The 23436-nt window shown below is 71.6% G+C and carries 22 protein-coding genes and 1 tRNA gene; 14 read left to right on the top strand and 9 right to left on the bottom strand.

Annotated elements, in window-relative coordinates:
• The first annotated feature begins 16 nt into the window (after positions 1-16).
• Together ABXJ56_RS07010 and nucS are read left to right on the top strand one after the other, a co-directional pair.
• Entirely contained in the window at positions 17-1306 is a 1290-nt protein-coding gene (locus tag ABXJ56_RS07010; RefSeq protein ID WP_353998978.1) for an MFS transporter, read from the top strand.
• A gap of 9 nt (positions 1307-1315) precedes the next feature.
• Positions 1316-2011, top strand: coding sequence for an endonuclease NucS (gene nucS, locus ABXJ56_RS07005; protein WP_301134341.1), 696 nt, complete (start codon positions 1316-1318; stop codon positions 2009-2011).
• A 32-nt stretch (positions 2012-2043) separates the two neighbouring features.
• On the opposite strand, the gene ABXJ56_RS07000 is transcribed toward nucS, so the two are convergent.
• Positions 2044-2715: a response regulator transcription factor gene (locus tag ABXJ56_RS07000; RefSeq protein WP_353998977.1), complete on the bottom strand. Its 672-nt coding sequence runs from the start codon at positions 2713-2715 to the stop codon at positions 2044-2046.
• Complete coding sequence (locus tag ABXJ56_RS06995; protein ID WP_353998976.1) at positions 2712-3902, bottom strand: sensor histidine kinase; 1191 nt, start codon at positions 3900-3902, stop codon at positions 2712-2714. Before ABXJ56_RS06995 ends, ABXJ56_RS07000 begins: the two co-directional genes overlap by 4 nt.
• Positions 3903-4020: 118 nt before the next feature.
• Here ABXJ56_RS06995 and ABXJ56_RS06990 point away from each other — a divergent pair, with 118 nt between their 5' ends.
• Genes ABXJ56_RS06990 through ABXJ56_RS06975 form a run of 4 tightly spaced genes read left to right on the top strand, consistent with a single transcriptional unit; the run spans position 4021 to position 8908 of the window.
• A complete protein-coding gene (locus tag ABXJ56_RS06990) occupies positions 4021-4818 on the top strand; it encodes a GAP family protein (RefSeq protein ID WP_353998975.1) in 798 nt (265 codons plus the stop codon).
• A gap of 42 nt (positions 4819-4860) precedes the next feature.
• Entirely contained in the window at positions 4861-5544 is a 684-nt protein-coding gene (locus tag ABXJ56_RS06985; protein WP_353998974.1) for an HAD hydrolase-like protein, read from the top strand.
• A complete protein-coding gene (locus ABXJ56_RS06980) occupies positions 5537-6802 on the top strand; it encodes a hypothetical protein (protein ID WP_353998973.1) in 1266 nt (421 codons plus the stop codon). The genes ABXJ56_RS06985 and ABXJ56_RS06980 overlap by 8 nt, the downstream gene beginning before the upstream one ends.
• A gap of 27 nt (positions 6803-6829) precedes the next feature.
• Positions 6830-8908 carry a bifunctional lysylphosphatidylglycerol flippase/synthetase MprF gene (locus ABXJ56_RS06975; RefSeq protein ID WP_353998972.1) on the top strand — a complete coding sequence of 693 codons (2079 nt, stop codon included), beginning with the start codon at positions 6830-6832 and terminating at the stop codon, positions 8906-8908.
• Between the two features lie 84 nt (positions 8909-8992).
• On the opposite strand, the gene ABXJ56_RS06970 is transcribed toward ABXJ56_RS06975, so the two are convergent.
• Positions 8993-9199 carry a cold-shock protein gene (locus tag ABXJ56_RS06970; protein ID WP_053546663.1) on the bottom strand — a complete coding sequence of 69 codons (207 nt, stop codon included), beginning with the start codon at positions 9197-9199 and terminating at the stop codon, positions 8993-8995.
• Positions 9200-9501: 302 nt separating this feature from the next.
• Here ABXJ56_RS06970 and ABXJ56_RS06965 point away from each other — a divergent pair, with 302 nt between their 5' ends.
• Positions 9502-9993 carry a GNAT family N-acetyltransferase gene (locus tag ABXJ56_RS06965; RefSeq protein ID WP_353998971.1) on the top strand — a complete coding sequence of 164 codons (492 nt, stop codon included), beginning with the start codon at positions 9502-9504 and terminating at the stop codon, positions 9991-9993.
• Between the two features lie 24 nt (positions 9994-10017).
• On the opposite strand, the gene ABXJ56_RS06960 is transcribed toward ABXJ56_RS06965, so the two are convergent.
• Genes ABXJ56_RS06960 through ABXJ56_RS06945 form a run of 4 tightly spaced genes read right to left on the bottom strand, consistent with a single transcriptional unit; the run spans position 10018 to position 13856 of the window.
• Entirely contained in the window at positions 10018-10815 is a 798-nt protein-coding gene (locus tag ABXJ56_RS06960; protein ID WP_353998970.1) for a hypothetical protein, read from the bottom strand.
• 46 nt (positions 10816-10861) lie between these two features.
• Entirely contained in the window at positions 10862-11947 is a 1086-nt protein-coding gene (locus ABXJ56_RS06955; protein WP_353998969.1) for a Gfo/Idh/MocA family protein, read from the bottom strand.
• Positions 11926-12627, bottom strand: coding sequence for a ThuA domain-containing protein (locus tag ABXJ56_RS06950; RefSeq protein WP_353998968.1), 702 nt, complete (start codon positions 12625-12627; stop codon positions 11926-11928). Before ABXJ56_RS06950 ends, ABXJ56_RS06955 begins: the two co-directional genes overlap by 22 nt.
• Entirely contained in the window at positions 12624-13856 is a 1233-nt protein-coding gene (locus tag ABXJ56_RS06945; protein ID WP_353998967.1) for a Gfo/Idh/MocA family protein, read from the bottom strand. The genes ABXJ56_RS06950 and ABXJ56_RS06945 overlap by 4 nt, the downstream gene beginning before the upstream one ends.
• 84 nt (positions 13857-13940) lie before the next feature.
• On the opposite strand from ABXJ56_RS06945, the gene ABXJ56_RS06940 reads away from it, so the two are divergent.
• Complete coding sequence (locus tag ABXJ56_RS06940) at positions 13941-14954, top strand: LacI family DNA-binding transcriptional regulator (RefSeq protein ID WP_353998966.1); 1014 nt, start codon at positions 13941-13943, stop codon at positions 14952-14954.
• A gap of 36 nt (positions 14955-14990) precedes the next feature.
• Here ABXJ56_RS06940 and ABXJ56_RS06935 read toward each other — a convergent pair whose 3' ends face one another.
• Together ABXJ56_RS06935 and ABXJ56_RS06930 are read right to left on the bottom strand one after the other, a co-directional pair.
• Positions 14991-15809, bottom strand: a complete 819-nt coding sequence (locus ABXJ56_RS06935; RefSeq protein WP_353998965.1) for a TSUP family transporter — start codon at positions 15807-15809, stop codon at positions 14991-14993.
• Between the two features lie 132 nt (positions 15810-15941).
• Positions 15942-16025, bottom strand: a tRNA-Leu gene (locus ABXJ56_RS06930).
• Positions 16026-16263: 238 nt separating this feature from the next.
• Between ABXJ56_RS06930 and ABXJ56_RS06925 the strand changes: the two genes are divergently transcribed.
• From ABXJ56_RS06925 to ABXJ56_RS06900, 6 genes are read left to right on the top strand one after another with little or no spacing between them, the layout of a single operon-like run.
• Positions 16264-17007: a DUF3662 and FHA domain-containing protein gene (locus tag ABXJ56_RS06925; protein WP_353998964.1), complete on the top strand. Its 744-nt coding sequence runs from the start codon at positions 16264-16266 to the stop codon at positions 17005-17007.
• Positions 17004-17555, top strand: coding sequence for an FHA domain-containing protein FhaB/FipA (locus tag ABXJ56_RS06920; RefSeq protein WP_353998963.1), 552 nt, complete (start codon positions 17004-17006; stop codon positions 17553-17555). The genes ABXJ56_RS06925 and ABXJ56_RS06920 overlap by 4 nt, the downstream gene beginning before the upstream one ends.
• Positions 17556-17569: 14 nt before the next feature.
• Complete coding sequence (locus ABXJ56_RS06915) at positions 17570-18808, top strand: PP2C family protein-serine/threonine phosphatase (RefSeq protein WP_353998962.1); 1239 nt, start codon at positions 17570-17572, stop codon at positions 18806-18808.
• Entirely contained in the window at positions 18805-20211 is a 1407-nt protein-coding gene (locus tag ABXJ56_RS06910) for an FtsW/RodA/SpoVE family cell cycle protein (protein ID WP_353998961.1), read from the top strand. Before ABXJ56_RS06915 ends, ABXJ56_RS06910 begins: the two co-directional genes overlap by 4 nt.
• A gap of 1 nt (position 20212) precedes the next feature.
• A complete protein-coding gene (locus tag ABXJ56_RS06905) occupies positions 20213-21670 on the top strand; it encodes a peptidoglycan D,D-transpeptidase FtsI family protein (protein WP_353998960.1) in 1458 nt (485 codons plus the stop codon).
• Entirely contained in the window at positions 21667-23421 is a 1755-nt protein-coding gene (locus tag ABXJ56_RS06900) for a serine/threonine-protein kinase (protein ID WP_353998959.1), read from the top strand. The genes ABXJ56_RS06905 and ABXJ56_RS06900 overlap by 4 nt, the downstream gene beginning before the upstream one ends.
• Positions 23422-23436 lie beyond the last annotated feature (15 nt).

The following is a 23436-nucleotide window of genomic DNA, read 5'->3' as shown; positions in this document are numbered from 1 at the left end:
TCGATACCATGCACGGGTGGATCAGACCCTCACCCGCACCCAGCTCGTGCGCTGGCGCACCGCGATCTTCACGATCTTCTTCGTCGTGGGGCTCGGCTTCGCGTCCTGGGCGTCGCGCCTGCCGGCGGTGAAGCAGGCGCTCGACACCGACGACTTCGGCATCGGCATCCTCCTCCTCGTCATGGGCGCGGCCTCGATCGTGGGTCTGTCCCTGGCGAACGTCATCGTCGCGCGGTGGGGGGCGCGGCGCGGAATGGTCGCCACGATCTCGTTCTTCTCGGCGGGCCTGATCCTCGTGGGGCTCGCCGTCCAGGTGGCGCAGTCGTTCGAGCTCGCCGCCGCGGCGCTCGTCCTGGTGGGCCTCGGCATGAGCGCGACCGACGTGATGATGAACGTCGAGGCGGCCGCGGTGGAGCAGTCCTTCGGCCGCACCCTGATGCCCCTCTTCCACGCCTTCTTCTCCTTCGGCACGGTCGCCGGCGCGGGCGCCGGCATCGCCATGGCCGCGTGGCAGGTCGGGGTGCAGTGGCACCTCGGCCTCGCCGGTGTTCTGGCCCTCGCCGCCGGTCTCGTCGCTCTCGGTTTCGTGCCGCAACGCGACGAGGTGCTCGACGATGACGCACCCGCGCCGACCCGCCGCGAACGCTTCGCCGAGCTGGCCGCGGTGTGGAAGACCCCGCGCACCTACGCCATCGGCGTGATCATGCTCGGCATGGCCTTCGCCGAGGGAAGCGCCAATGACTGGCTGACCATCGCGATGGTCGACGGCCACGGCGAGACCGAGGCCTTCGGCGCCGTCGCCCTCACCGTCTTCTCGGTCGCGATGACCGTCTTCCGCGTCATCGGCGGTCCTCTGGTCGACCGCTTCGGCCGCGTATGGACGCTGCGCATCCTCGCCGTGACCGCCGGCGTCGGCCTGGTGGTCTTCATCCTCGCGCCGTCGCTGCCGATCGCCCTCGTCGGTGTCGCCCTCTGGGGTGCGGGCGCGTCGCTTGGGTTCCCGCTCGGCATGTCGGCGGCCGCCGACGATCCGAAGCGCGCCGCCGCATCGGTGTCCGCGGCGGCGACGATCGGCTACCTCGCGTTCCTCTGCGGCCCCCCGGTCCTCGGCTGGATCAGCCACCAGATCGGCATCCTCCCGACCCTGTGGATCATCGTCGCCCTCATCGCGATGTCGGGGTTCGCCTCCGGCGCCGCGAAGCCCCTGGCCACCTCCACCGTGGGCGGCGGACACCGCTCCCCCGGGTCGGCCGACCGGACGGGCGAGCGCAGCGGCGACCGCGACGAGGTGCCCGCGCGCGACTAGGCTCGTCGGGTGCGTCTTGTCATCGCCCGCTGCTCGGTCGACTACACCGGGCGCCTCACCGCTCATCTTCCGCTGGCGACCCGCCTCCTCGTCCACAAGGGCGACGGAAGCCTGCTCGTGCACTCCGACGGCGGCTCTTACAAGCCGCTCAACTGGATGAGCCCGCCCTGCCGCCTCGATGTCGAGGAGCCGGATGCCGACTCCGCCGCCGCAGGCGTGCAGGAGTACTGGCGCGTCACGCACGCGAAGACCGGCGATGCACTGCTCGTGCGCATCTACGAGGTGCTGCACGACTCGTCCCACGAGCTCGGCATCGACCCGGGCCTGCAGAAGGACGGCGTCGAAGCGGACCTGCAGCGGCTCCTCGCCGAGCAGGTCGAGGTGATCGGCGACGGCCTCACCCTCGTGCGCCGGGAGTTCCCGACCGCCATCGGTCCGGTCGACCTGCTGCTGCGCGACCCCGCCGGCGGCACGATCGCGGTCGAGGTCAAGCGCCGCGGCGACATCGACGGCGTCGAGCAGCTCACGCGCTACCTCGAACTCCTCGACCGCGACCCGCACCTGTCTCCGGTGACCGGCGTCTTCGCCGCCCAGGAGATCAAGCCCCAGGCGAAGGTCCTCGCCGCGGACCGCGGCATCCGCTGCGTGACCCTCGACTACGAGGGCATGAAGGGCGTGGACTCGGGACACCTCCGGCTCTTCTGACGCGAGCCGGGTCGCCGGACGCGCTCCGGGCGTCAGCGACGCGTGCGCGCGAGCGCCGCGGCGTGTGCGCGGCTGCGGGCACCGAGTTTCGCGAGCACATTCGACACGTGGGTCTTGACCGTGGTGAGGGAGATCCCGAGACGCGCGGCGATCTCCGCGTTCGACAGGCCCTCGCCCAGCCTGGCGAGAACGTCTCGCTCGCGGTCGGTGAGACCGGCGGCGGCCACCGCGTCGGTCGCCGGTGGGCGCCCGGGGACGGAGGGTGCCGCGCCTGCGTCAGGAGCGGGGCGCGGGAGGAGACCGAGCGCGCGTCGGGTGATCCGGGGATCCAGCACGCCGTCGCCGCTCGCCACCGCGTGCACGGCAGCGACGAGCGATGCGGCGTCGACGGTCTTCAGCAGGAAGCCGACGGCTCCCGCGGTGAGCGCCCCGGCCACGAGCTCCTGCTCGTCGAAGCTCGTGAGGACGAGGACGTCGCCGCACCCCTCAGCGACGATCTGTCGCGTCGCCTCCACGCCGTCCATCCCCGGCATCCGCAGGTCCATGAGGACGACGTCCGGACGCAGAGCGCGCGCGTTCCGCACCGCGACGACACCGTCCGCCGCTTCGCCGACGACGTCGACACCGTGCGATTCGAGCATGATCCGCAGACCCTCACGGATCGCTCCGTGGTCATCGGCGAGCAGGACCCGGGGCACCGTCACACCGGCACCTCCCGGGGCAGGAGGGCGTGCACGGACCATCCGGATGCCGTCGGCCCGGCCTCGAGCGTCCCGTCGAGTGCGCGCACGCGCTCGCGCAGGAGTTCGAGACCCCACCCGCTTCCGGGCAGCACGGGCGCGGTGATCGGCTCGCCGCCCCGGGACTCCACGCGGACGTCCACCTCGCGGGCGTCCGCGGTCAACCGGACGCTCGCCTCCCCGCCGGCCGCGTGCCGCACGCAGTTCGCGAGCGCCTCCTGGACGACGCGCGCCGCGGCGTGATCCACCGCCGGCGGGAGCGGGTCTGTGATGTCGGCGCGGAGGTTCACCGTCACCCCCGAGCGCTCGGCCTCGCGCACCATCGCGGGGATCGCCGCGGTGCCCGCGCTGACGACGGGGACCTCGTCGCCGGTTCTCAGGACCGAGATCATCGAGCGGAGTGCAGCGTGCGCGTGCAGGCTCGAATCACGCACGGCGCGAAGGGCCGAGGTGTCCCGCTCGGACTCGCCCGGATCGCTCAGCGCCGCCTCGGCGCGGATGGCGACCGCAGACACGTGTCCGGCGACGAGGTCGTGCAGCTCCCGCGCCATCGCCTCCCGCTCCCGCTCCACGGCCGCACGCCGATCGCGCACCGCCAGCCGTTCGGCATCCTCGGCGCGCTGGCGATGCAGCGCGACCAGCTCGCGTGACTGCACCGTGGAGGTTCCCCACCAGTACGCGACGCCGAGAAGTCCCGTGGTCTGCAGGGCCATGAAGATCCCGACGCGGGGATCACCGGCACCGACCCCCGTCGCCAGCGCCGAGGCGACGACGAAGACCACGATGACCGACAGGATGCGGCGGCGCACGCGGGGGGTCGCCGTGACCACCGCGGCGTACAGCAGATCGAGCGTGACGATGACGGGCACGATCCCTCCCACCGTGAGGACGTCGCCGACGAGCAGGGCACCGGCCATCGCGACGCCGAGAAGCGGGGCACGATCGCGCAGCAGGATGAGGGCCGCGGCGGAGAGACCCGCCACCAGCGACCACCACGGGGACGCGGGCTCAGGAAGAAGAGAGTAGGAGCTCCACAGGCCGGTGATCCCGACGGTCGCGCTCACGACCGCGATCACCGCGTACCCGAGCGCATCGACGACAGGGCGGTGTGCTCGGACCCAGCCCCGCCACGAGATCGTCGTCGCCGGCATGCACCCATGCAACCACGGCGGGCGTCCCGGGTCCTCCGCCGAAAGGAGGAGGGCGCTCCGATCGGTTTCGGCCGTTCGGCCGATGCACCTCGCGGACCGCGCGGTCGACGGTGGAAGCATGGAACTCCTCCCCGGCGTACCGCTGCCCGTGACCCTGCTCGTCCTCGCGCTCGTGGACTCGCTGAGCATCGGCACGCTTCTCATCCCGCTCTTCCTCCTCGTGGCGCCGGGGCGGGTGCGCGCCGGCCGCGTCCTGCTGTATCTGACGACGGTCGCGGGGTTCTACTTCGCCGTCGGGGTGCTGATCCTCCTCGGCGCCGTCAACCTCGCGGAGGTCGCTCAGCAGGCGCTCGCCTCGTCCGCGGGCCAATGGGGTCGACTGCTCGTCGGAGGCACGCTGGTGATCGTGGCCTTCGCGATCCCGACCACGTCGCACGCGCGCTCACCCGTCGCCGCAGGACGTCGGAACGCCGCCGAGTCGGACGGAGCCCGTCCCACGTCCGCGGACCAGGCGGAGCCCGGCCCGGGCCGACTCAGCCGCTGGCGGGACCGGCTCCTGGATCCGAAGACGAGGCGGGTCGGTGTGATGGCCGTCGCGGTGGGCGCCGGGGTCATCGAGCTGGCGACGATGCTGCCCTACCTGCTCGCGATCTCGGTGCTCGCGTCGTCGGAGGCGACACCGGTCGCGCAGGTGTCGGCCGTGGCCGGCTACTGCGTGGTGATGACCCTCCCCGCCCTGGTCCTCCTCCTGCTGCGCACGCTGGCGCACCGGGTGATCGACCGCCCCCTCCGGCGCCTGACAGCCTGGCTTCAGCGGACGGCTGCGGAGAACACCGCCTGGATCGTCGGGATCGTCGGCTTCCTGATCGCACGAGGAGCGATCTCCGACCTCGGAGGCCTCGGCATCCTGAGCTGACCGACGGTCCGCGCGTTCGCCGGGGACTTGTACCGTGGGAGCATGCCCTCCCGCTCTCCCTGGACCTGCGTGCTGTGGGACGTCGACGGCACCATCGTCGACGCCTCGGTCGGCATCCTCCACCGCCTGACCGTCACGCTCGGGCACTTCGGTCTGCCCGCCCCCACACGCGAAGAGCTGGTGCACTGGATCGGGCCCCCGATGTACGAGTCCTTCCAGGTGAATGTCGGGATGACGCCCGCGCAGTCCACGGAGGCCGTCGCCTTCTACCGCTCGCTCTCGAAGCAGGAGGGATACACGACGGGCGCACGGGTCTTCGACGGCGTGGGCGAGCTCATCCACGAGATCGCCGCCGCCGGCATCCCTCAGGCCACGGCGAGCTCGAAGCCCGAGGTGCAGGTCGTCGCCCTCATGGACCACTTCGACCTGTCGCCGGCCTTCACCGCGATCGCCGGGGCGACGCAGGACGAAAAGACCCTCAGCGCCAAGTCCGACATCATCGCCGAGGCGCTGCGCCGTCTTCGTGCCGCCGGTGTCGACACGTCCCGACCGGTGCTGGTCGGCGACCGCCACCACGACATCGACGGGGGCCGGATCCAGGGCATCCCCGTCATCTTCGTCACGTGGGGATTCAGCTGGCCCCACGAATCGGAGGGCGCGCAGGCGGTCGTCAGCGACATCGACGCCCTCCGGCACCTGCTGCTGGTCGAGGATGCCCATGCCTGACGATGTCCGCGAGATCGTCGACGCCCTCCTGCCCTCGGTGGTCGTCTTCGGCATCGCGGCCCTGGGCGTCGTCGTCCTCATCTGGGCCCTGCGTCGCGCGCGCCGCTCGCCGCGCGCCCGAGCGGCCGCAGAGGCGCTGCGCGCGCAGGCCGGCGCCGAGCTCGTCCGACTGGACGAGGCGATCGACGAGCTCGACCTCGAGCTCGGGCTCTCCGGCGCGCTCTACGGCGGTGATGCGCCGACGAGTCTTCGCCGCGCTCGGCTGACGGCGCAGCACGTGCGCGACGACGCCTTCGCCGAATACGTCTCGCTCTCGCGGGAAGACCTCCGGCCGGACGAGATCCGCCGCGCCAGCCAGCGCATCCAACGCCGCAGCGGCGAGGCCCTCGGCCGCATCGAGTCGGCCCGCGCCGAGCACGCGGAGTGGGTGCGGCAGAACATCTCCGCCGCCGAGCAGGTGCGCGCCGCGCGTGAGCGACTCACGGCTGTGCGCGCGAGCATGGGCGACCCCACCGCACTCGTGTCGGAGCTCTCCCGCCGATTCGATGAGAGCGAGTGGCGGACCGCCGCGGAGGCCGCTCGCGGGGCGACGACCGCCGCGCAGCGCGCCGAGGAGGCCCTCACTGCGGCGGAAGGCGGCGTCGGCGATCCGACCGTGAGCGTCCTGGCGGATCTCGCGACCGCCGAGCGCGCCATCCGGGACGCCGCCGCCGACGCGCGGATCCTCGAGGAGGCGCACCGCCTGACCCTGCAGGCCTCCTCCGCGGTCGGCGGCGAGCTCGAAGCTGCCCGGTCCGCCGTGCGGCAGGCGATGTCCACCCGCGACACGCTCCCGCCGGCGGATGCCGAAAGACTGGGTGCGGAGATCCGGGCCGTGCAGGAAGACATCGATGCGCTCGACGCCTCCGCTGAGCGCACGCCGACCGCGACGGTGGACCGCGTGGCGCGCCTCCGCGATCGACTGGACCTCGCCCTCGGCGACGCGCGGACCGCGCAGCAGCGGCTGCGGAGCGCACGCACCGCCCTCCCCGGAACCCTCGCCTCGGCACGGGGTGCCATCGCCCGGGCCGAAGCCGCGATCGCCCACACACGCTCCGGCGCGGACGCCCGCGCCCGCCTGCTGCGTGCCCAGCGCGAACTCGCCGACGCACGTCAGGCCCAAGACCCGGTGTCGGCCCTGGATGCCGCGCGCCGGGCCCTCCGGGACGCGGAGGACGCGACGGCCCTGGCCGATCACGCCCGTCTCGCCGGACGCTGAGCGACGCATCTCGCTAGGGTGATGCCCATGAGCGAGGAAGCGTCCCGGAAGTCGCCCCCCGTCGTCCTCGCGGTGCTCCGACGGATCCCGGCGACGCTGACCCTCGTGGCGGTGATCCTCGTCGTCGGTGTGGTCTTCGGCGGCCTGTGGTCGGCGCTGATCGACACCCCCACCTTCGATGTCGTCGCCTACGGACTACCGGCGCTTGCCGAGGGCCGCTGGTGGACCCCGGTGGTCGGCACCTTCTTCGTCGACCACCCGTGGGTCTACATCTTCACCCTCACGAGCTTCGCCGGCATGGCGTATCTCGAGTACCGACGCGGCTCGCGCGTGGCGCTCGCCTACTTCTGGGTGGGGCAGCTCTTCGCGGTCCTCGGCTCCGCGCTCCTCCTGTCGATCCTGTCGCTGACCCCCTGGGAGTGGGCGCAGACGGAAGCCCAGGCTCTCGATGTGGGCGCCTCGGGCGGCACGATGGCCTGCATCGCCGCCGCGGTGGGCCTCCTCCGTCCGCCGTGGCGGGTCCGCGGATGGCTCGTCGTCCTGTCCTTCGTCTTCATCGCGATGCTCTTCTGGGGAGAGTTGGCGGACCTCGAGCATCTCCTCGCGGTGGTACTCATCCTCGCCGTCGACCGGTCGCTGAAGCTGCGCCGCACCACGGTCCGCGAGCAGCGTCTCATCGCCTTCTTCGGCGTCCTCGTCCTCGGCGCCATCCAGATCATCACGGTCCTCGTCCCCACGGACGGGATCTTCGGACCCACCGAACCGGTCTCCGGCGGCTTCATCGACGTCGCCGTCGACGCGCTCATCATCCTGCTCGTCGGCCGCGGCCTCCTGCGCGGGCGCCGGTGGGCGTGGGTCGTGACGATCGTCCTCGGAAGCCTCAACCTGCTTCTGGGCGCGGTGGTCGTCACCGCGATCGTCATCCTCACCGAACAGCAGGTGGAGGGCGTGATCGACGGCGAGACCGAGCTCGCCCTCACGAGCGCACTGATGTGGCTCGGGATGCTGATCTACCTCGTCATCGTCCGCGGCGCCTTCCGCGCCCGTCGACGGTCGCGCCTCGGACTCAGCCCTGCCCCGGACGCCGACGCGGCGAGGGAGATGCTCCGCTCCTCGGGCGGCGGCACCCTGTCATGGATGACGACCTGGGAAGGCCTCGCCTACGCCCGCACCTCCGGCGGGATGGTCGCCCATCAGCGCCGTTCGGGGGTCGCTCTGGCCCTCGCCGACCCCCTCGGTCCGGTCGAGACCCGCGCGGCATCCGTCACGGAGTTCATCCGGATGTCGGAAGAGGCGGGCCTCGTGCCCTGCTTCTTCAGCTCGGACGAGGCCACCCGCGCGGCGGTTCCCGCGACCTGGCGGAGCATCGTCGTCGCCGACGACACCATCGTCGACCTGCCGGGACTGGCGTTCACCGGGAAGCAGTGGAACTCGGTGCGCTCCTCGCTCAACCGTGCCGGGCGCGAGGAGATGACCTTCCGGATGACGCGCCTCGCCGACGAGAGCTGGGGCGTGCGTCAGCAGCTGCGCGCGATCTCGGAGATGTGGGTCGGCGACAAGGGACTGCCCGAGATGGGATTCACGCTCGGGACGCTGGTGGAGGCCGAGGATCCCGAGGTGCGGCTCGCACTGGCGATCTCGCCCGCGGGCGACGTGGACGGCTTCCTGTCGTGGCTGCCGGTCTACGGCGGCGACGGCGCGGTGCGCGGGTGGACGCTGGATCTCATGCGCCGGCGCGAGGGCGGGTTCGGACCGGTGATGGAGTTCCTCATCGGCTCGTCCGCGAAGCTCTTCTCCGAGGAGGGCGTCGAGATCATGTCGCTCTCGGGAGCGCCCCTCGCGCACGACTATCCGCCGGACGCCGGCATGATCGCCGTGCTCAGCGACAAGCTCGCCGACATGCTCGAGCCGGTCTACGGGTTCCGGTCGCTGCACCGCTTCAAGGAGAAGTTCCACCCGCGGTACGAGACCATGTACCTGCTGTTCCGCGACGAGAGCGACCTCGCCCGGATCGGTCCGGCTCTCACGCGCGCGTTCCTGCCGGACGCGACCCTGCGGCAGTTCGCCGGCGCAGGCCTGGAACTCGTGCGCGGCGACCGCTCCTGAGCGCCGCGACGGGCGCCCGGAGTCAGCCTGAACGCCCCGATGGGCGCTCGGAGTCAGCCTGAACGCCCCAATGGGCGCTCGGAGTCAGAGGGGGCGGATGTTCTCCGCCTGCAGGCCCTTGGGGCCCTGGGCGATCTCGAACTCCACGCGCTGGTTCTCCTCGAGCGAGCGGTAGCCGCTGGCGTCGATCGCGCTGTAGTGGGCGAAGACATCCGCACCGCCCTCGTCGGGTGCGATGAACCCGAAGCCCTTCTCCGAGTTGAACCACTTGACGGTGCCCTGCGTGCTCATTCCATACCGTTCTTCCGCGCCCGGAGCCGTGCGCGCCGGAGCGGTTCCACGCTAACGAAGCGACGGCCGCGTCGCGAGGGGGGTGTCGGACAGTGACGGAAATGTTGCACACGGCGGAGCGGGTGCGGCGGGGTCGTGCGCACTCCCATCGAACGCCCGGGCTGAGCGATGCTCCAAGCCCGGGCGCCGACGGATCCCCCCGGATAGGCCACGCCGAAGCGTGACACGCACATGGTATCGACAACTCCCCTCCACGCGGGAGTCCCCTTCTCCGTGGGGATGGCCCCGGATACGGTGTCCCCGTGACCCGTATCGAGCTCCGCCCCCTCACCGACGACGACCTCGACGACGTCTTCGCGATGATGCGCGATCCCGACGGCGTCCGACAGGCGGCGTTCACGGCATCCGATCCGGACTCCCGCGAGGTGTTCGACGCCTGGATGGCCCGACAGCGCGCGAGCGACGACGTGATCCAGCGCGTCATCGTCGCTGACGGCGCCTTCGCCGGTACGGTCGCGGCCTTCACCGTCGACGGCGATCGCGAGGTCAGCTTCTGGACTGCACGGCAGGTCTGGGGCCGCGGGATCGCGACCGAGGCGCTCCGGCAGCTGGTCTCCCTCGAGCCGGTGCGTCCGCTGTTCGCCCGATGCGCGGCGCACAACGCCGGTTCCGTGGCCGTCCTCCGGCACAACGGCTTCACCGAGGTGTCGCGGACGACCTCTTTCGCGCCCGGGCTCGACCGGGAGGTCGAGGAGATCGTCTTCGTCCTGCTGCCCGCCCTCGACGGGGTCTGACCTCCGTCCCGCTCGTCGCGGAGCTCAGTCCTCCTGTGCGGGCGAGATCGCCGTCACCTCGACGCGGGGAGCATCCACGTCGTCGCGGGGCGAGGGCACGTAGGTGAACTTCAGCTCGGAGCCGACGGGGAAGCGCGCGACCAGCTGCTCCGGCAGGGAGTCCGCCGACACCACCTCGAACTGCACGCTCGGAGGGAAAGAGGGCGAGCCGCACGCCCACTGATACCTCCGCACGGATGCGATCATCTCGGCCTCGTCGGCCTGGAAGATGACGAGGCAGGTGTCGGTCCCCTGCCCCATCAACTCCCGTTCCGTGGTGACGGCAGACATCCCGTAGAACTCTCGGAACATCGTCGAATCCTCTGTCTCCACTCCGAGGAAGCGCGGCCACGGCACCTCGGGCTTCGGAGGGAGGGACGCGATGACCTGTCCCTCGCCCGCGCCCTGACTCACCGCCCCGACGGCGACCGCCGCACCCGCCCCGACGACGAGCGCCGCGATGACGGATGCCGCCCACCAGCCCGTGGTGATCCGCCGGGGCGACCGGGGCTCGGGGGAAGGCTCCTCCGACGCGGGCTCGCGACCGGCGTCGGGCTCGCCCTCGGGTTCCGGGGGCGCAGCGGGGGACGCGGCGGGGGACGCGGGGGGCGCGGACGCGGCCGGCGGGGATGCGGCCGAGGCGCGCACGCGCGCCTGCTCCTGCACGCGCATCTCCAGCTCTCGAAGGCGTTCGCGGGCACGGGGGTCTTCGTGGATGTCGGCGCCGGGCCCGTACGCGCGCGCCCGCAACGCCCGGAGCTCCTCCCGCGCGTCGGCTTCCATCCTCCGATCCTCTCACCGCGTCATCCGAGCGGGCCCTCTCGGGCGTTCAGGCTCCGCGGGACCACACCTCGCGCGCAGTGAGCGGAACGGGCGCCGGGCGCGCGACGGTCGTGACGAGATCGAGCGGGGCACCGCGGCGACCGGACTCGAGCAGGGACGCCATGATGTCGAGCACATGGAGCGCCAGCGCACCGTCGGCTCCGTGCCCGCCCCGCGTGTGATCGATCAGCCCGATCCCGCGGCCGGCATCGGCGTACCCCGCCGACACCGGAAGGGTCTGCCATTCCGCTCCCCGACGGCCGAGCGCCACATCGCCGTCGAACATGTTCGGGTCGGGGAGGGTCAGCGACGCCTCCTCGCCGTGGATCTCGAGGGGCCGCGCCTCGCTGCGGACCGCGTCGAAGCTGAACACCACCGTCGACACCGCCCCCGATGCGTGCTCCAGGATGCCGGTGACATGCGTGTCGACCTCGACCGGGATCCGCTCCCCGGCGCGCGGCCCGGTCGCGATGACCCGCTCGCCGCGCGCGCGCCGAGACACTCCGGTGACGCGGACGACCGGACCGAGAAGGTGCACGAGCGAGGTCAGGTAGTAGGGCCCCATGTCCATCAGCGGACCGCCGCCGTCGCGGTAGTAGAAGTCCGGATGAGGATGCCACGCCTCGTGGCCCGCCGATACCCACGTCGCCGTCGCCGACAGCGGCCGACCGATGAGCCCCGCGTCGACCGCGGCGCGGGCGGTCTGGATGCCGGTCCCGAGCACCGTGTCGGGTGCCCCGCCGACCCACGCGTCGCCGCGCTCGTCCATGATGCGCTGGGCGTCGGGGAGCGTGGCCGCCAGAGGCTTCTCTCCGTAGACGTTCTTCCCCGCCGCGAGGGCCGCGAGCGCGATCTCGGCGTGGGCCGCCGGGATCGTGAGGTTCAGGACCGTGTCGACGTCGGGGTCGGCGAGGAGCTCCGTCACCGCGAGGGCGCGGCATCCGTCGATGCGGCCGGCGGCGGCCTCCGCGCGGGAGGCGTCGAGGTCGGCGACGGCGGTGATGCGGATGCCGGCGACGCCGTGGAGGGTGGTCAGGTACTGGCTCGAGATCACCCCGAGTCCGACGATGCCTACGCGGTGCGGGCTGCCCACAGCATCCCCCTCTCCACGATGGTGCGGACGTTCGGGTCGGCGAGCACCTCCGGCGAGTGCCCCGGGGTCGCCACGAAGATGCGCCCGTCGCCCCAGTGCCGGGTCCACACGGCGGGAGAGGTGACCGGCCGATGCCACGGATGGTACGGCTGAACGGGGTGCGTGGTCGTGGCGAGGACGTCGATGAGATCGTCGTGAAGCACCCAGTACTGCTCGGTGTCGAGGGAGAAGTCGGCGATGCCCGCCGTGATCTCGTGGGCGCGCCCGAGCTCGGTCATCTCGACCGTGTAGGGCAGGAAGTTGTCGGATTCGCCGGCTCCGCACTGCTCCGGCGCCTTCGACGGATGTGTGGCGAACTGACCGCCGATCAGATGCAGGTAGTCCGACTCCTTGCGGTACGAATCCGCGATGCCGCCGTGCCAGCCCGCGAGCCCGGTGCCCGCCCGCACGGCGTCGCGGAGGCCGGCGAAGGCCTCGCGCGAGATTTCCGACATCGTCACGCTCTGCACGATGAGATCGGTCGCGGCCATGAGCTCGGCATCCGTGTAGACGTCGTTGGTCTCGGACACGGTGACGGCGAACCCGCTGTCCCGGAGGAACGGCAGGAACAGCTCGGTGGCTTCGACGGGCTTGTGCCCGTCCCATCCACCCCGGACGACGAGTGCGCGGCGTGAGGTCATGAGAGGTGCTCCTTCTGCGGATCGGGCGTGCTCGGCGCCGGCTCCACGGACGTGAAGCGGCTGTCGTCCTGGGCGCTCCGCTCGACCGCCGCCAGCACCCGCTGCACGCCCGCGGCCTCGGCGAAGTCGGGATCTGCGGGCCCGACGCCGGCGATCGACCGGACGAGATCGACCACCTGGTGGGTGAAGAGGTGCTCGTAGCCGAGCCCGTGGCCGGCCGGCCACCACGCCGCCGTATAGGGATGCTCGGCCTCGGTCACCTGGATGCGCCGGAAGCCCTGGGCCCCGGCGTCGTCGGCGGCGTCGTAGTAGTCGAGCTCGTTCATGCGGGTGAAGTCGAACGCGACGGCACCCCGGTCGCCGTTGATCTCGATGCGGTTGGAGTTGCGGTGACCGGTCGCCAGCCGCGTGGCCTCGAAGACCCCCATCGCCCCGGAGGCGAAGCGCGCGGTGAAGGCGACGGCGTCGTCGACCGTCACACGCCGACGTGCAGCGCCGTCCGCCGCGCGTCCGCCGAGCCCGACCTGCTCCCCGAGCACGGGGCGGGTCTCGACGAAGGTCTGCATCGTGGCCGAGACACCGATGATCGCATCGCCCGTGATCCACTGCGCGGCGTCGATCGAGTGCGCGCCGATGTCGCCGAGCGTGCCCGAGCCCGCGCGTTCCCGGTCCAGACGCCAGGTGTACGGGGCATCCGGGTCGCTCAGCCAGTCCTGCAGGTACTGCGCGCGGACGTGACGGATCTCCCCGATCCGGCCCTCGCGAACGAACCGGCGGGCCAGCGCGAGGGCCGGCGTGCGGCGGTAGCTGAAGCCGCACATGCTCACCGCGCCGGATGCTGCGGCCGCGGCATCCGCCGCCGCCGCCATCGACTCGGCCTCGGCGACGTCGTTCGCGAGGGGCTTCTCGCACAGGACGTGCAGGCCCGCCGCGAGCGCGGCCAGCGCGATCTCGGCGTGGGTGTCGCCGGGGGTGCAGATGTCGACCACGTCGATGTCACCGCGGCCGAGCACCTCCCGCCAGTCGGTGCTCCACCCCTCGGCACCGAACTCGGCGGCTGCGGCGGCGGTGCGCTCCGGGTCGCGACCCACCACGACGGCCAGCCGCGGCTCGCGAGGCAGGTCGAAGAACCGGTGGGCGGTGCGCCAGGCCTGGGCGTGCGCGCGGCCCATGAAGCCGGTGCCGATGAGTGCGACGCGCAGGGCGTGCGGCGGTGTCGTCGTCGACATCTCGAATCCTCTCCATCGATCGATACCGCGCCCACTGTTCCACCCGAGCGGATGCTGCGCGATGAATTGGCGCAAAATAGCTGCGTGACCCTCCCTCCGCGTCCGACCCTCGACGCGATCGCCGCGCACTGCGGGCTGAGCGTCACGACGGTCTCGCGTGCCCTGCGGGGGCGCGGCGAGATGGCGGCCGAGACCCGCGCCCGGGTGCTCGCCGCCGCCCGCGACCTCGGATATCGGCGCGACGGCGAGCGCCGCGGACGTCCGCGCACCGGCACGTCGCGCCTCATCGACCTCGTGCTCGGTCGGTTCCACGACCCCTACTCCGAACAGGTCACGGCGGGTGCGCAGCAGGCGGCGGCGGAACTCGGGTACGACCTCGTCCTCACCACCGAGCGCGATGCACCGCGCGACGACTGGCCGATGCGCATCCGCTCCCGGGGGTCGGCGGGGGTCGTGATCGGGGTGATCACCCCGACCGCGTCGCAGGTGACGGTGCTCGCCGATGCCGGCATCCCGATCGTCCTCCTCGGTCCGCGCGGCGACGCCTCCCTGCCGCTGTGGAACGTCGGCACGACCGACCATGCCGGGGGGACGGATGCCGCCGCCCACCTGATCGACCGGGGAGCACGCCGGTTCGTGGTGATCGCCGGGGAGCCGACGTTCCGCTTCGGTCGTGCGCGGGTGCAGGGGTTCGAGGCCGAGGTGGAGCGGCGCATGCCGGGTGCCGTGGTGATGCGCGAACGCGCCGACTGGACGTCCGGCCAGGCCCGCCGCGCGACGGCGCGTGCCCTCGCCGCGATGCCCGGAGACGGCCCGATCGGCCTGTTCGCGTGCTCGGACGAGATGGCCGCGGGAGCCTACCGCGCGATCGCGGAGGCGGGCCTGTCGATCGGGCGCGACGTCCTCGTCGTCGGGTTCGACGATGTCCGCGGTGCGCGCTGGCTGCAGCCGCCACTGACGACGATCCGTCAGCCGCTCCGCGAGATGGCCGCCACCGCCGTCGGGCTCCTCGCCGACGCCGCGGAGGGTCGCGAGGTCGCGCACCCCTCCCTCGAGCTGCCGACGACCCTCGTCGCCCGCGCCTCGACGGGCGCGTGACGGAGGGGACGGCATCCGTCACGCGGGGGAGCGGCTCTACCCGGCGAACTGGACGACCGTGTCCCAGGCGAGCTTCACGATCAGGAGGCTCAGCACCACGAGGAACACCACGCGCACGAAGGCGCTGCCGCGACGGGTCGCCATGTGCGCGCCGAGGAAGCCGCCCGCCATGTTCACCGCCGCCATGGCGAGACCGAGGACGAGGAGGATCTCGCCGTGGACGCCGTACACGGCGAGCGCGGCGAGGTTCGTGGTGAGGTTCGCGACCTTCGCGTTGACGCTGGCCTGAAGGAAGCCGAAGCCGAGGACGACGACGAGCAGGATGACGAAGAACGACCCGGTGCCGGGGCCCAGGAGTCCGTCGTAGAAGCCGACGCCGAGGCCGATGAGCGCCGCACGCCAGACGACCGCGACACCGCCGTCGAACCGCGGTTCGTGCTCAAGTCCCATCGACGGCTTGAAGAAGGTGTAGGCCGCCACGGCCACCACCGCCACGAGGACGACGGGTGTCAGCACCTCGCGCGGTACGAAGCGCGAGACCGCGGCGCCCGCAGCCGAACCCGAGAACGCGCCCGCGATGAGGGGGACGAGCAGCACGAGCTGCACGCGGATGCGGCGGAGGTACACCCAGCTCGCCGTCAGCGTGCCGAAGAAGGAGGAGAGCTTGTTCGTGCCGAGGACGTAGGGCGTGGCGACGTCCTGCGGAACGGCGATGACGAGGGCGGGAAGCTGAATGAGTCCGCCACCGCCGACGACCGCGTCCACCCAGCCCGCGATCCCCGCCGCGACCAGGAGGAAGACCAGAGCGGCCGCCGACACCGGCAGCCACTCGGCGAGGGGCGGGCCGTCGAGCACCGGCCCATCCTCACCCACCCGGGTGTCGCGGCCGAACGGCGCGCCGCGGCAGGTTCAGCGCGACGTGCGCGCCCGGAGACGACGAAGCCGGTCGGGGATCTCTCCTCCGACCGGCTGTCCGCACATTCGCTGTGCGCGAGGGGGGACTTGAACCCCCACGCCCTTGCGGGCACTGGCACCTGAAGCCAGCGCGTCTACCTATTCCGCCACTCGCGCGAGCGGCAGCATGCTGCCGACTCAACTGTGCGAGGATATCACGCCCGAATCGGCCCGCAGAATCGCGCCCGGGCGCCCCGACGGGGCAGAATGGCGCGAGGACGCACACGACCCCACCCGACCCCCGCCCGACGGCGGGCCGACTCCCCGACATCGCCCTTCCCCCGTCCGCTCGCACGGCACCGACGCACAGGTGCACTTACCATGTACCAACCGGAACCGCCCTCCGAGGAGCCCCGTGGGACTACTTGACAGCTTCGAGAAAGGTCTCGAGCGCGCCGTGAACAGCGCGTTCGCGAAGACCTTCCGCAGCGGCATCCAGCCCGTCGAGATCGCCTCCGCCCTCCGCAGCGAACTCGACAAGAAGGCCGCCGTCGTCACCCGCGACCGCATCCTCGCGCCGAACACCTTCGCCGTGCGTCTGTCGCCGGCCGACGACGAGAAGATGGCCGCCCTCGGCGGCGCGCTCATCCACGAACTCGACACGCTGGTCCACACGCACGCCAAGGCCCAGGGCTACAGCTTCGCCGGACCCGTCTCGATCACCCTCGAGCGCGACCCGCAGCTGTCCACCGGAACCCTCCGCGTCGACAGCGCCACCGCGCAGGGCGGCGAGGTCTCCTGGCGCGGCGTCGTCGACATCGACGGCACGCGCCACACCCTCGCGAAGTCCCGCACCGTCATCGGCCGCGGCAGCGACGCCGACATCACCATCCCCGACTCCGGCACCTCGCGCCGCCACGTCGAGATCCTGTGGGACGGCGAGCGCGCCATGGTGCGCGACCTGAAGTCCACGAACGGCACGAAGCTCAACGGGCAGAAGGTCGGCGAAGCCGCCCTCGCCCCCGACTCGGTGGTCACCATCGGACGCACCGACATCATCTTCCGCGTGGTCGCTCAGGCCACCCCGCCGCGTCCGCCTCTTCCCGCGGCCGACGCGACGCGGGCCTACGATCTGCGCGAAGGCGGCCCCCTCGCATGAGTGAACTGACCCTCCTGCTGCTGCGCATCGGCTTCCTCGTCCTCCTGTGGGCGTTCGTCTTCGGCGTCGTCTACTCGCTCCGCGCCGACCTGTTCGGTGTGAAGGTGCGGCGGATGCCGGAGCCCGCCGAGGCCGGCGCACCCGCCGCCGCGCCCGCGCCCGCCGCGCCCCGCGCGAACGCCACTGCACCCGTGACCGACCGCCCGGCATCCGGATCCGCTCCGCGCGGTGCCAAGGGCGGCCCGGCGACGACCACCTCGGCGACCCGCATCGTCATCACGTCGGGCCCGAAGGCCGGACTCGAACTCCCCCTCGGGAGCGAACCGCTCACCATCGGCCGCTCGAGCGAATCGGGTCTCGTCATCCGCGACGACTACACCTCCAGCCACCACGCCCGGCTCGTCCTGTGGGGCGAGCAGTGGATGCTTCAGGACCTCGATTCGACCAACGGGACATGGCACGACGGCGCCCGCGTGTCGACGCCCGTTCCGGTGACCATCGGCGCCCCCATCAAGGTCGGCGCGACCACCTTCGAGCTGCGGGCGTAAGCGGAACCCCACCGATGGTCTTCCAGGGCTCGAGCGCCGCGATCTCGCACACCGGCAAGGTGCGCTCCAACAACCAGGACTCCGGGTATGCCGGGTCGAACCTGTTCCTCGTCGCCGACGGCATGGGCGGGCACGCCGGCGGCGATGTCGCGTCCAGCATCGCCGTCACCCGGCTCGAGCAGCTCGACCACCCCTACGCCGCACCGTCGGATGCCGAACGGGCCCTTCGGGACGGCATCTCGGAGACCGCCCGCGCGCTGATCGACACCGTCGACGTCCGCCCCGAACTCGCCGGGATGGGCACCACCGTCAGCGCGATGGTGATGGTCAACGACTACGCCGTCATCGCGCACATCGGCGACTCGCGGATCTACCTGTACCGCGACGACGAGCTCACCCAGATCACCACCGACCACACGTTCGTGCAGCGGCTGGTCGACTCGGGCCGCATCACACCCGAGGAGGCGCGGTACCACCCGCGCCGCTCCGTCCTCATGCGGGTGCTCGGCGACATGGACCCGAACCCCGAGGTCGACACGTTCATCATGCCGACGCAGCCGGGCGACCGCTGGCTGCTCTGCTCGGACGGCCTCTCGGGCGTCGTCGATGACGCCCACACCGCCAAGGCGCTGAGCCAGGGGCTCACGCCGGGCCGCACCGCCGACATCCTGCTGAAGCAGGCGTTGGACGGCGGAGCCCCCGACAACGTCACCATCGTCATCGCCGACGTCGGCGGCGCGCACCCGGTCTTCTCCGGCACGCCCACGATCGTCGGCTCCGCGTCGAACCCCCAGGGTGTCGATGTGCCCGCCGCGCGCCCGGGCCGCCCCAGCTGGTTGCATCCGAACCGGCAGGCGGCCAACGAGCCGACGCACTTCGAGCCGGCGGCGGAGTTCCTCGAGGAGCTCATCGAGGAGGACCGCCGACGCGGACGCCGGCGCCGCTTCGGCTGGATCATCGGTGTGATCCTCGTCCTCGGCATCCTCTCCGTCGGTCTCTGGGGCGGCTACCAGTGGACCCAGACGCGGTACTACGTCGGCGCCGACGAGGATTCGGTGGTCATCTTCCGCGGTGTCCAGCAGGACATCGGTCCGATCTCCCTGTCCACGCCGTACGAAGACACCGGCATCCCGCTGGACTCCCTGCCGGAGTTCGCGCAGGCCACGATCGAGCAGACCATCTCGGCAAGCTCCCTCCCAGATGCGCGTCGTATCGTCGCCACGATCAGCGAGACGGCAGGAGGAGGCGGATGAGCGCGGCACCGGCACGCCCCGACGCACCCGACGCGGTCTCCAGCGACACCGCGGTCATCCGAGCCCTGCGGCGCCTCCGGGTCCCGCAGACGCAGCGCAACCGCGAGCTCGCCCTGCTCGTCTTCGCGCTCGCGCTCACCTGGTCGGCCGTGGCGCTGGTGCAGCTGGGCGCACTCGGCGAGATCAACTGGCGCTTCCTCATCTACTGCGGCGGGCTCACCGCGCTCGTCGTGGCCCTGCACATCGTGCTCCGTCTGGTGGCACGGGATGCCGACCCCTTCGTCGTGCCGATCGCCACGCTCCTCACGGGCCTCGGGATCGCGATGATCTACCGGCTCGACATCGCCGCGATCCGCTTCGGCTGGGGCGCGTTCTCCACGCGCCAGCTGGCGTGGGCGGCGATCGCGGTGATCCTCGCGATCGCCGTCGTGGTGCTGCTGAAGAACTATCGGGTGCTCTTCCGCTACACCTACATCTTCGGTTTCGTCGGCATCCTGCTGCTCGTCCTCCCCGTCATCCCGGGCCTCAGCGCCGGCGGCAACGCCGACGTATGGGTGGATGTGGGCTTCTTCACCTTCCAGCCGGGCGAGCTTGCGAAGCTGTGCCTGGCGATCTTCTTCGCCGGCTACCTCGTGCGCACGCGCGAGAGCCTGACCACCACCGGCACCAAGATCCTCGGCATCACGTGGCCGCGCGCTCGCGAGCTCGGCCCGGTCCTGGTGTTCTGGCTCGTCTCGCTCGGCATCATCGTGCTCCAGCGCGACCTCGGCACGGGTCTTCTGATCTTCGGAATGTTCGTGGCGATGCTCTACGTCGCCACGGGCAAGACCAGCTGGGTGTTCATCGGCCTCGTCCTCGTCGCCGTCGGCGCGTTCGCGGCATCCCGCGTCCTGCCCTACGTGCAGGGTCGCTTCACGAACTGGCTCGACGCCTTCAACCCCGCGGTGATCGACGCCCCCGGCGGCAGCTACCAGCTGGTGCAGGGCATCTTCGGCCTCGCCCAGGGCGGTCTGGTCGGCACCGGCCTCGGCCAGGGCCGGCCGTACCTCACGCCGGTGGCGGAGAGCGACTACATCCTGCCCAGCCTCGGCGAGGAGATCGGCCTCATCGGCGTCTTCGCGATCCTCTGCCTGTACATGGTGTTCACGAGCCGCGGGATCCGCATCGGCCTCGCCGGCCAGGACGACTTCGGCAAGCTCCTCGCGACCGGGCTGTCGTTCACCATCGCCCTGCAGGTGTTCATCATGGTCGGCGGGGTGACCCGTGTGATCCCCCTCACCGGCCTCACGACCCCGTTCCTCGCCGCGGGCGGATCCTCGCTCGTCGCCAACTGGATCATCGTCGCCCTGCTGCTGCGGATCTCGGATGCCGTCCGCAGTCGTCCCCGGGTGGTGATCGGCTGACATGACGAAAGAACTCCGACGCCTCAGCATCGTGATGCTCGCGATGTTCCTCGCCCTCTTCGGATCCGTGAGCTGGATCCAGGTGGTGCAGGCCGACGCCCTGCAGCAGAACTCGCAGAACACCCGCGCGCTCTACGACTCCTACGAGGTCCAGCGCGGGTCGATCATCGCCAGCGGCGCCGCGATCGCCTCCTCCGTCCCCTCCGACGACGTCTACAGCTGGCAGCGCCAGTACGTCGATCCCGACATGTGGGCGCCCGTCACCGGCTACATCAACCCCGCGCTGGGAGCGGCGACCGGCCTCGAGCTCGCGATGAACCAGCCGCTCAGCGGCACGTCCGGGTCGCAGTTCTTCTCGCGTCTGGACCGCATCATCACGGGGCAGCCGCCGCGCGGATCGAACGTGGCCCTCACCCTGGATGCCGAGGTGCAGCGCGCCGCGTACGACGCCCTCGGCGACCTCGAAGGCGCCGTCGTCGCGCTGGACCCGGCGACGGGACGCGTCCTCGCGCTCGTGTCCAGCCCGAGCTTCGACACGAACCTCCTCGCCTCGCACATCACCGCCGAGGTCAACGAGACCTACGACGCGCTCGTCGCCGACCCCGGGAAGCCCCTGTCGAATCGCGCGATCGCCGGCGACCTGAACCCGCCCGGATCTGTGTTCAAGCTCGTCGTCGCCTCCGCCGCCCTCGCCTCCGGCGAGTACACGCCCGAGTCGACCTTCCCCAACCCGGCTTCCTATCGCCTGCCCCAGTCGTCGAGCGTTCTGCGCAACGCCAGCGGCGGGACGTGCGGGGGCGGCGACGAGGTGACGCTGGAGACGGCGATGCGGCTGAGCTGCAACATCCCCTTCGCCGAGCTCGCGGTGGAACTGGGCGATGACGCGATCCGCGAGGAGGCGGAGAAGTTCGGTTTCAACTCCAGCTTCGACATCCCGCTGACCTCCACGCCCTCGAGCTATCCGCGGGGGCTCGACGACGCGCAGACCGCCCTGACCGGGTTCGGCCAGGGCCAGGTGACCGCGACGCCGCTCCAGATCGCCATGGTGTCGGCCGGCATCGCCAACGAAGGGCTCGTGATGAACCCCCAGATGATCCGCCGCGTGATCGGCCCGGATCTGTCCGTCCAGCAGACCTTCGACCCCACCGAGTACGGGCGCGCGATGGAGCCGGATGTCGCCGCGGACCTGCTCGAGATGATGGTCGCCAATGTCTCGGACGGTGTGGCGTCGGGTGCAAGAATAGACGGGGTCGACGTGGCCGGTAAGACCGGCACAGCGGAGAACGGAGCGGGTGCGCCGTACACGCTGTGGTTCACCGGATTCGCTCCGGCGGACGACCCCCAGGTCGCCGTAGCCGTCGTGGTCGAGGACGGCGGCGGGCAAGGACAGTCGGGCAGCGGCAACACGATCGCCGCGCCCATCGCGAAACAGGTCATGGAGGCGGTGCTGGGCAGATGAGACCGACGCAAGGAGTGACCTTCGGCGGCCGCTACGAGCTGGATTCGCGGATCGCGATCGGCGGCATGGGTGAAGTGTGGGAAGCCACCGACCATGTCATCGGACGCACCGTCGCGATCAAGATCCTCAAAGACGAGTACATGGGGGATCCCGGCTTTCTCGAGCGCTTCCGCGCCGAAGCCCGGCACGCCGCCCTCGTCAACCACGAGGGCATCGCCAGCGTCTTCGACTACGGCGAGGAGGCCGGTTCGGCCTTCCTCGTGATGGAGCTCGTCCCCGGCGAGGCGCTGTCGACCATCCTCGAGCGCGACGGATCGCTCTCGAGCGACAAGACGCTCGACATCGTCGCGCAGACCTCCTCGGCGCTCCAGGCCGCCCACGCGGCGGGCCTCGTGCACCGTGACATCAAGCCCGGCAACCTCCTCATCACCCCCGACGGCCGGGTGAAGATCACCGACTTCGGCATCGCGCGCATCGCCGACCAGGTCCCGCTCACCGCGACCGGTCAGGTCATGGGGACGGTCCAGTACCTCTCGCCCGAGCAGGCGTCCGGACACCCGGCGTCGCCCGCGACCGATGTCTACTCCCTCGGCATCGTCGCCTACGAGTGCCTCGCGGGTCGCCGCCCGTTCACCGGCGAATCGCAGGTGGCCATCGCGATGGCCCAGATCAACGAGCAGCCGCCGCCGCTGCCGGCGACCGTCGCCGTCCCGGTGCAGAACCTCGTGATGGCGATGATCGCCAAGAAGCCCGAGGAGCGCCCGGCCACGGCCGCCGCCGTCGCGCGCGCCGCCACGGCCCTCCGTCACGGCGACATGGCCGCCGCCGTCGCCGCGGTCCCCGCGATCGCGGGCGCCGCGGGCGTCGACGACGTCACGCAGCTCCTCACCGCCGGCAGCGACACGCAGGCCGCGACCCGTCTCCTCCCCGCGACCGCCGCCGTGCCGCTCGATGCGGATGCCGAGCCCGACGGCGAGACGACGACGGAGAAGAAGAAGCGGAGCCCCTGGACGTGGCCGCTCATCGCGCTCATCGTCCTGCTCCTCCTCGTCCTCGGCGGCACGCTGTGGGCGGTGCTCGCGAACCAGGGCGAGCCGGAGCCGGATCCCACGACCCCGTCGCCCACCCGGACGACGGCGAGCCCCACGCCGACGCCGACGCCCACGGAGGAGCGGATCGACGTCAACTCGCTCGGTCTCATCGGCCTCTCGTGCGACGACGCGCGCGGTGTCCTGGAGGGTGTCGACCTGGTTGCGAGCTGCACGACCGGCAACGCCGCTCCCACCGAGGGCGAGGTCGGTCTGGTCTACAGCGTCGACCCCACCGGGCGCGTTCCCGCCGGCACCACGATCAACCTCACGGCCTACGGCGAGCAGACCGCGCTCGAGACCCCGGGTGCCCCCGCGCTGAACTCGCCGACGGTCGCCCCCGGCGGCACGATCGACGTCAGCTGGCCGGGGTACACGTGCCCGTCGGGCGAAGGCTCGCCGAGCGCGTACAACCTCACCGCGTCCAACGGCACGTTCGCCAACGGTCAGTCGTCGTCCTCGTTCGGCGCCAATGACCGAAACGCCCAGATCACGATCCCGAACAACGGCAGCGGCACGCTCATCGTGACCTACACGGTGACCTGCTCCGGCGGCCCGTCGGGTGAGCGCACATCGCCGACATCGCCCGAGGCCACCGCGACGATCGAGCAGGCGCCGGAGCCGGGCCCGACGCCCGACCCGAACCCGACGACGGACGAGTAAGGCCCGCGACACCCG

Source organism: Microbacterium aurantiacum, from assembly GCF_040532595.1.
In the GTDB taxonomy this organism is placed as follows: domain Bacteria; phylum Actinomycetota; class Actinomycetes; order Actinomycetales; family Microbacteriaceae; genus Microbacterium; species Microbacterium chocolatum_B.
Note: the sequence above shows the minus strand (reverse complement) of the source record. Positions and strands in the feature narration are given on the sequence as shown.